The following is a 6,154-nucleotide window of genomic DNA, read 5'->3' on the forward strand; positions in this document are numbered from 1 at the left end:
GGGTGGTCCCTTTCAGTTGCCCCTGCCGCTGAAGGCGAGCAGGTCTTCGAGATTGTCGTCGGCGCGCAGAAGCGCCTTGCGCACGCCGGAATGGCGCGCTTCGGTCGCGCGCTGCGCGAGCCGGGTCACGGGCGCGCCGATCAACCACGGCACGCGTCCCTTCCCGTTTGAAAACATGCGGGTCAGACCGGAAAGCCGGGTGCCGTAGAAGACCCGCAGCAGATCGTCGTCGAGCGAGACGAAGGTGAGGAAACTCCCCGGATCGCCCTGCCGTCCGCAGCGCCCGAACAGCTGGCGGTCGATGCGGCGCGCGTCGTGGCGGCCGGTCGCGATGACATGCAGCCCCCCGAGGTCGCGCATCTGTTGGTCGATGCGGATATCGGTGCCGCGCCCGGCCATGTTGGTCGCGACAGTGATCCGCCCATGACCGCCCGCTTCGGCGATGATATGGGCCTCGTGCTCGGTCTCGCGCGCGTTGAGCACGCGATGCGTCAGCCCCTCTTCGGTCAGGAGCGCGCTGATCTCTTCCGAGGCGGCGATGGATTGCGTGCCGATCAGGATCGGACGGCCCGTCATATGGACGCGCTTGGCCTCGGCCAGCACGGCGCGCCATTTCTGATCGGCAGTCGCGTAATGGCGCTCACCGAGGTTCTTGCGGCGCAAGCGGCGGTTCGTCGGGATGCGCTTCGTGCGCAAACGGTAGACCGCGCGCAGCTCGCCTGACACCTCCGCCGCGGTCCCGGTCATGCCCGCCAGCGTCAGGTAGCGGCGGAAGAAGCGTTGGTAAGAAATCCGGATCAGCGTTTCTTGCCGCCCCGTGATCTCGCAGCCTTCCTTCACCTCGATCATCTGGTGCAGCCCGCGCTCCCACGAACGGTCGGACATCACGCGACCGGTATATTCGTCGACGATCTGCACGCCCGCCTCATCGACGATGTAATGCTTGTCGCGATGGTAAAGGTGCAGCGCCGAGAGCGCCTGCCGCGCCAGTTCCTCGCGGTGAATCTCGGTCGCCCAAACGCCACCGAAATGCGCGCTGAGCTGGCGCAGCCGCGCCTTGCCCAGATCGGTCAGCTCGACCTTCCATTCCTTCTCGCGCACCGTGAAATCGCGCGGCCGGGTCAGTTTGCGCCCGATCTCGACGGCGCGCTGATAGGTCTGCTCCAGCCCCGAATGATCGCCCGCGCGAGTGATGATCAGCGGCGTGCGCGCCTCGTCGACCAGCACGCTATCCGCCTCGTCCACGATCGCGTAGCACAGCCCGCGCATCAGCAGCCGCTGGCGCTTCGGATCGGTTTTCGAAAGCCCTTCCAGCGCCATATGCAGCGCGCGGGTCTCGCCCTCCAGCACCAGCCGGTCCTTGAGGTAATCGAAGGCCAACTGCTTGTTCGTGCAGTAACAAATATCGCAGGCATAGGCCGCCTGCCGTTCCTCGGGGTTCAGCCCTTCGATGATCACGCCGACACTGAGACCCAAAGCCCGATAGAGAGGCCCCATCCATTCCGCGTCGCGCGCGGCAAGGAAATCGTTCACCGTCACGATATGAACCGGCACGCCCGAGAGCGCCATGATCGCGGCAGGCAGCGTGGCGGTCAGGGTCTTGCCCTCGCCGGTATCCATCTCGGCAATCCGGCCCCGCAGCATCGCGCGCCCGCCCAGAAGCTGCACGTCGAAGGGGCTCATCTGCAGCGAGCGTTCGGACTGGATGCGCACCAGCGCGAAGGCGCGGGCCACCAGATCGGCGCGCAGCCCCTTCACCCGCAGCTTCTGCGCGACCTCGACGCGGGCCGCGTTGAAGGCATGCGCCTCCAGCTTCGCCAGCGCCTTCTCCTCCTTCGCGACATGGCGCAAAAAGCCCGCGCCTGCCACCGATTTGATCGAGAAAAATTGCGATACCCGCCCCACGGCGCTCGCCATCACCCGGTCGAGCGTGCCGAGGCGTTCATCCTCGCGCTCGGGATAGAAGGCGGTCAGCAGACCGGGGCGTTGGACGAGCACCTCAGACATCGTAGAGCCTCAGGAACAGCTGGCGCAGCGCGCGATAGGCCTGAAATCCGATCGGCAAAGTGCCATGTGAGAAGCGCACCTCGACGCGCCGCCCCAAAAGCGGCAGCGCCGCATCGGGGGCCATTTCCAGTTCGAACTCGAAGACCCGTTGCAGCGTGCGCAGCCCCTTGGTGTCGCCCGGATCGACCGGAACGGTGCCGCCGCCCTGCAGCCCCAGCGCGGGCGTCGGCAGGTCGCGGATCCCGCCGGGCACTTCGCGCACGATGGTCGCGGGATAGCTCTGCCCGCCATACTCGACCGGCATCACATCGACGCGGCCCGTCGCGTTGCGCACCAGATCGACATCGTCCTGACCGACCACGACGCGCAAGGCCGCCGTGTCTTCCTCGGTCAGAACGTAGGAGATCACCTGCCCGCGCTTGGCGAACCTTCCCTGCAGATCCTCGCCATTGGGCACCACGGCGAGCCCCGCGCGCGGCGCGCGGATCGACAATTCGTCAAGCTGCTGGGCGAGCCGGTTACGGTCCTCGCGGGTCGCGGAAATCTCCGCCGCGATCATCTCGGCCTCGACCCGGTCGGTGCGCACCGCCGCCTGACGCTGCAACTCCAGACCCGCCAGTTGCGAGTCCAGCACATCGAGCCGCGCGCTGAGCAGCGGATCTTCGAGCTTGATCATCACCTCGCCCGGCTGCACCGCGTCATAGGTCGCGACAGGCACCTCAGTCACGAAGCCGCTGGTGCCGACGCGCACCTGCGCCTGCTCGGAGGGCCATGTGACGCCGCTGACGACGGATCGATACGGCGCGGGCAGGACGAACAGGATCACGAAGAGCGCGGCAAGGATCGCGCTTGTCACAAGGACCGCACGCGGCCTGTTGGAGCGGAGTTTCGGGCTGGAAGACAGAAAGGACATGGATTTGCCTATGGGCACGAGGATCTGCGTCGTGATCGCCCAAGCCGCCAGCAGCACGCCGATGAAGAAGAAGCGGCCGGCGATATAGGTGATGATCGCGAACATGATGAAGAGGCGATAGATGAAGGCGGCGATCCCGTAGAACAGGAACCAGCGCTTCTCGGCGGGCAGCGAGGTGACGGGCTCCGCCTCCTTCATCCCGAAGAGGTATTTCTGCGCGAGATAGGCATAGTAGCGATTGGCGCGCTGCCCGAGATTGGGAATTTCCAGCCAATCGGCGAAGACGTAATAACCGTCGAAGCGCAAGAGCGGGTTGCCGTTGAACAAAAGCGTAGAGACGCCGCCGATCAGCATCACGTTATAGGCGACCGCATGGGCCGCGCCGGTCTCGGCATTGAGCCAGACGAAGAGCGCGATCGAAGCGAGGAACAACTCCACCATGATCCCGATGCCACCGACCAGCATCCGCTGATACTTGTCACGCAACGCCGAGGCCGCGGAGGCATCGACATAAGGCACCGGCACCAGAACCAGCAGCATGATCCCGATCTCATGGACTTCGCCGCCGTTCTTCTTCACCGCGTAGCCGTGGCCCAATTCGTGAAACGCCTTCACCACCGGATAGACCAGCCACAGCACGAAGAGGTTCTTCGGCGTCAGCACCCGGTCCGCGATATTGTCGGTGATCGCGCCGAAATTGATCGCGGCGAAGATGAAGCCCGCGAGCACGACCAGCACCCAGATCACCGCGAAGGTGCGGGTGAAGAAGGGCCGCACGAAGGGCATGGTACGGGTCAGGAAAGCGTCCGGGTCCCAGATCGGGATGCGGATCGCTAGCGGCGACCAGATCTTCTGCTTGATCTGCATCGACTGGTGGCGCTGATAGCGGCGGAACAGCTCGCGCCCGTCGGGCGGCACGTCGCAGATTAGCGCGTCGGCCGCGTGCAACTGCCCCATCAGCCGGATCGCCTCGTCCTGCGTGGGGGCCTTCTCGCCAAGCTGCTCGTTGGTGGTGTTCCACAGCTCGTCCATCGTGCGCTTGCCGTTCATCAGCCCGACCAGCCGCCACGCAGCCGGCGAGATGCGATGGAAGCGCCCCGTCGCGATGTCCTGAACCACGAACCAGACGCGCCCGCGATAATCGTGCCGATGGATCGCGACATGTCTACGCAGGCGCGGTTTGAGATCCTTCACCCGATACCAGGACGGAGAGAAGAGCGAGGTGGCCATGTCACGGCCACCAGGACCAGAGCGTCATGCGCACCCAGAGAACGATCCGCCGGGTCCAGATCCAGACGAGGCGGTGTTCCTCGACCTCGATCTTGGCGACCCCCTCCATGCCCGGACGCAGCGCATCGATCGGCCCGTCGGTGACGGAAGCTTCGACGAGGAACTTGTTCGCCCCCGCTTCGGCATTGGAGATCGGCGTGATCCGGTCGACCTGCACTTCGATCGGGGTGTCGGGCAGCGAGGCCAGAATGAGCGCGCCGCTCTCGCCCGCTTTCACATCCTTCACGTCGCGCTCGTCCACACGCAGCATCACGCGGTAGTCATCGAGCGGGGCGACCTGGAACAGCACGTCACCGCGCTCGATCGGCGCTCCCAGCGCCTGCGTCAGATCGCCCGAGACCACGACCCCGTCGAAGGGCGCCTTGATCACCATCCGCCCGATCTCCTGATCGAGCAGTTCGATCTGCGCATCCGCCTGTTCGATCTGACTTTGAAGGATCAGCGCCTTGGCGCGTTCGCGCTTGGCCATGGCTTGCGAATATTCGCGGGTCTGCTTGGACTTCTGGCTTTCCCATTTCAGCCGCTCGAGCCGCAGGTCGCGGTCGTCGAGCTTGGCCATCACCTCGCCCGCCTTCACGATATCGCCCGCGCGCGCATCGGCCTCGGCCAGATAGCCCTCAATGGGGGCCGAGATCGCGCGCTGGATGCGGCCTTCGACGGTCGCATCGGCGGTCACGCGATACATGCCCTTGGCGAACCAAGCGAAGGCCAGCAGAGCCACCAGCGCAATCGCGGCCAGTTTCAGCGCCGCATGATTGGGGCCGAACAGCGCCTTGAACGTATTGACGCTCGCATCCCATGTCTTTGCGGGCAGCCAGCGGTCCTCGCGCCGCTTGATCGCGAGAACGGGACCGAGCAGCACGCCCGCATATTCCGCCATCTGGATCGTGTCGCGCCCGAACGGCTCGCCCGCCGGGCGTTCCAGCACCAGCGCGCCGACCAGCTTCTTGTCCTCGGTCAGCGGCACCGTGCAGAGCGTCGCCCCACCTTCGGTTTCCGACAAGGCCGCATGGGCGCGCAGCACCCGTTCCGAGCCGTCCTCGGGCGGCGGATAGCTCAGCACCGCCTGCTGGTCGATCGCCTCGTCCATCGCGGCCTCGATGGCGCGCACGAGGTTGGACCGCTTACCGAAGCTTGCGGAATTCGACAGCGCCCGCACCCGCGCGTGACGCCCACGGGTCAGACCGATCGCGACCAGTTCGCAATTGAGAACGCCCGCAAGTTCAGAGGCCACCGCGGTCGCCGCTTCGGTGAAGCGATCGTAATGCAGGCTGGTCGCGAGCAGTTCGATCACCGAGGCGAGGCTGTCGCCCGAGCCGCCCTGCTTGCGGCGCAAAAACGCCTCGAGCCAGCCCGAGCCCCATTGCAGCTGATCGATCGCAAGGTCGGTGCGCGCCTCCGGATGCGAGCCGATCTGGATCGCCGCCGCACCGCGCAGATGGCCCTCCATGCGGATCGGCACCGCGATGGCCGCGCCGCCTTCGCTCAGCGTCTCGATCACCATGCGCTCGGCATGGATCGCGCCGTCGATGGCTGCCATGAGTTCGCGTTTCGGTTTCGCATTCTCTGGCCAGACCGCGGCAGGCTCGAACCGACTGCGCCCGATCCCGGCCAACACCACCAACCCTTGTTCCAGACCTGTCACCTGTCGGGCCATCGCGGCCAACCAAGCCTGCGATACCTGCGCGCGGTCTGTCCCTGCTTTCAGTCTGCCGAGCGTCTCGGAATCCAGAAATACCGAGCCCGTCGCCTCGCCAGACGTTGTCCCTGCATGTTGCTGCAAAATTGCTCCCTCGAGGGTGCTCCCCAGCACCCTTCCCGTGTCCGCTTATGTCCCTGAAAGTGCCGATTGAACGGCCAAACTTGCTCCCTTACGCAAAGTAAACGAGCAGTTCTGGATTCAATCAAGAAAAAACGTGGCAGTTGAACGCATTGGCCTCTGCG

Annotated in this window: 3 protein-coding genes; all 3 read right to left on the reverse strand. The window is 65.3% G+C overall.

Annotation, left to right across the window (positions count from 1 at the left end):
• Positions 1-12: 12 nt before the first annotated feature.
• The 3 genes from F8R15_RS00325 to F8R15_RS00335 are packed head-to-tail and all read right to left on the reverse strand — an operon-like array spanning position 13 to position 5,867.
• Positions 13-2,007 carry a preprotein translocase subunit SecA gene (locus F8R15_RS00325; RefSeq protein WP_152842805.1) on the reverse strand — a complete coding sequence of 665 codons (1,995 nt, stop codon included), beginning with the start codon at positions 2,005-2,007 and terminating at the stop codon, positions 13-15.
• Complete coding sequence (locus F8R15_RS00330; protein WP_152842807.1) at positions 2,000-4,150, reverse strand: hypothetical protein; 2,151 nt, start codon at positions 4,148-4,150, stop codon at positions 2,000-2,002. Before F8R15_RS00330 ends, F8R15_RS00325 begins: the two co-directional genes overlap by 8 nt.
• Before the next feature lies 1 nt (position 4,151).
• On the reverse strand, positions 4,152-5,867 hold the full coding sequence (locus F8R15_RS00335) for an efflux RND transporter periplasmic adaptor subunit (protein ID WP_152842809.1): 1,716 nt from the start codon (positions 5,865-5,867) through the stop codon (positions 4,152-4,154).
• Positions 5,868-6,154: the final 287 nt, after the last annotated feature.

The sequence above is a fragment of the Thioclava sp. JE_KL1 genome, from assembly GCF_009296265.1.
Lineage (GTDB): Bacteria > Pseudomonadota > Alphaproteobacteria > Rhodobacterales > Rhodobacteraceae > Thioclava.